Annotated in this window: 2 protein-coding genes and 1 pseudogene; all 3 read left to right on the forward strand. The window is 68.8% G+C overall.

The window, feature by feature from the left end:
* A pseudogene (locus DD1DGNOD_RS28855) lies at positions 1–319 on the forward strand (SAF domain-containing protein); the annotation flags it as partial.
* The gene (locus tag DD1DGNOD_RS06260; RefSeq protein ID WP_131765663.1) at positions 316–1,632 is read left to right on the forward strand and encodes an AAA family ATPase; all 1,317 of its coding nucleotides are present in this window, start codon (positions 316–318) and stop codon (positions 1,630–1,632) included. The pseudogene DD1DGNOD_RS28855 and the gene DD1DGNOD_RS06260, both read left to right, overlap by 4 nt.
* A gap of 487 nt (positions 1,633–2,119) precedes the next feature.
* The coding region (locus DD1DGNOD_RS06265) for a helix-turn-helix domain-containing protein (protein ID WP_131769657.1) at positions 2,120–2,466 on the forward strand (347 nt) is incomplete at its 3' end.

The raw sequence follows: 2,466 nt of genomic DNA on the forward strand, positions 1-2,466 counted from the left end.
GCCTGCAGGTGCTGCGGCCGCAGGGGCGGCGGGCGCGGGTGCGGCGCAGGCTGCCGGTCAGCCGGCTGGGCCGGCGTCGCTCACGCAGAGCGGCAGTGGTAGCACGGAGATCCTCGTGCTGCACGACGTCGAGTTCATCGCACGGGCGACATTGACGGCAGGCTCGTACTCGTTGACGTTACGGGTGCCGGTGGAGCTGGCGATCAATGCGGTGGCGGCGTCCCAGAGCGAACGGGTGGACGTCGTCAAGCTCGAGCGAGGTTCCCGCGGCGAGGTCGGCGCGGTGGGCCCGACCGCTGTGCCGGGATTCGGGCAATGAGCCTGCCGATCCTGACCGCGGTGACCAACTCGGTCGTCGAGTCGGGGCTCGTCACGGCGTTCGACCGCCGCGATCTCGGGGTGACGGTGGTCCGCCGGTGTGTCGATCTGCCCGATCTGCTCGCCGCGGCGACAACGGGTGCGGCGCGGGCGGCGCTGCTGTCGGCGGACCTGCGCCGCCTGGATCGGGATGCGCTGACCCGCCTGGCGGTGGCGGGGGTTGCGGTGGTCGGGCTCATCACGCCCGGGGATGAGGACGGTGAGCGCCGGCTGCGCCAGCTCGGCGTCGCGGCGGTGATCGCGACCGACGCGACGGCCGAGGTCGTGGCGTCGGCCGTGGTGGAGGCGGTCCGGGCGCTTGCCAATGACGATCATAGTTCCGGGATGCTGCCCGCCGCGTACAGCAAGCCCATGGCCGGTTTTGCCGCGTTGACGCCGGTGGCTGCCCAGCCGGTACCCGACGGTCTTCCCGAACCCGGTGACGGCCGGGTGATCGCCGTCTGGGGTCCGACCGGTGCGCCGGGTCGGACCACCGTGGCTCTGTGTCTGGCCGCCGAACTCGCCGCCATGGGTATGCCGACGCTGCTTATCGACGCCGACGTCTACGGCGCAGCGATCGGGCAGCTGGTGGGGCTGTTGGAGGAGGCACCCGGGCTTGCCGCCGCCGCCCGGGCGGCCAACCAGGGAACCCTCGACGTCCCCCGGCTGGCGGTGCTGTGCCGGGACCTCGGCGGGGGGCTGCGGATCCTGCCGGGAATCGCCCGTCCGTCGCGCTGGCCGGAGCTGCGTCCGGCGTCGGTGGAGGTCGTGCTCGCCCTGGCGCGACGGCTGGCGAGCTTCGTTGTCGTCGACTGCGGCTTCTGCCTGGAGATGGACGAGGAGCTGTCGTTCGACACCTCCGCTCCGCGGCGCAACGGCGCGACCCAGGTGATACTCGGCGCGGCCGACACCGTCCTGGCCGTGGCGTCCGCGGAACCGGTCGGGCTGGTGCGGTTCGTCCGCGGTCTGGCCGACCTGCGCGAAACCGTGCCCGGCGCGGATCCGTGGATCGTGGTGAACCGGTTGCGCGCCTCGGCGATCGGGAAGGACGCCCGCCGTGAGGTCGCCAGGGCGATGGTGCGCCATGTCGGTATGGAACCGGTGGTCCTGATACCTCTCGACATCGCGGCGATGGACACCGCACAGGCTGCCGGTCAGTTGCTGCGGGACGTCGCTGCGCAGTCGCCGGCCAGGCTGGCGATCAGCGAGCTGGCCGCGCGGGTGGCGGGGCGCCCGGTGCGCGGACGTCGCCGACGTTCGACCGCCCGCCGTTGACGATCCGCGCCGGTGGGGCCGCGGAGGTCGTCGCAAACGGTCTGTGCAGGGGTCCGGTTGCCGCTTGGTCTCGTAGAGCTCGTCCCGCTAATCCTATACGAAGCGTGACCGATAAAGGCGACCTGACTGCGCCGGAAATGTCGTTTTTACGGAGAAATCTTTCTTTAATCGTTCAGCGGAACGGTTACGGACTGCGGTTCCTGGGCAGTCTGTCTGGGTGACTGATCGTAGGGATAAGATAGCGGTTCGCAATCATCTCGCTGTTCGGAGCGTGGAGCGGACGCCGCTCGTGCGGATTTCACTCCTGGCGAGGGAAGTGATCTTACGAGAAGTAGTGATCGTGACATAAGGGTCACTACTTGCATTAATCAAATGTAGCTATCCTTTTCGGGTAACGTTCAGTTAGTGTGAGCACCTGCGTCACCGCAGTGGTGGGAGCAATAAATGATCACCAAGTGCTCTGTTGAGGCGACGGGGGGTGTATCGGGTGAGTCGGGAGTACGCGAAGGCCGTGGGAGCTCGTCTCCGGGCCATACGGATCCAGCAGGGATTGTCGTTGCAAGGCGTGGAGCAGAAGTCACGCGGACGATGGAAGACCGCGGCGGTCGGCTCCTACGAGCGCGGCGACCGGATGATCAGCGTTCACCAGCTGTCGGAACTTGCCGCGTTCTACGGCGTTCCGGTCTCGGCGCTGCTGCCGGAGGAGGAGGCGCTGCCCCCGCGCGAGCACCGGCACCGCACCGTCCTCAACCTGAAGAAACTCGCTGAGGCCCCGCCTGACTCGTCCGCGCTGGTGCGCCGCTGGGTGGCGCAGATACAGCGCCAGCGCGACGA

The organism is Candidatus Protofrankia californiensis (assembly GCF_900634765.1).
In the GTDB taxonomy this organism is placed as follows: Bacteria; Actinomycetota; Actinomycetes; order Frankiales; family Frankiaceae; genus Protofrankia; species Protofrankia californiensis.

Coding starts and splice junctions, on each gene's coding strand:
- DD1DGNOD_RS06260 (WP_131765663.1), top strand. CDS start 316: ATGAGCCTGCCGATCCTGACCGCGGTGACCAACTCGGTCGTCGAGTCG.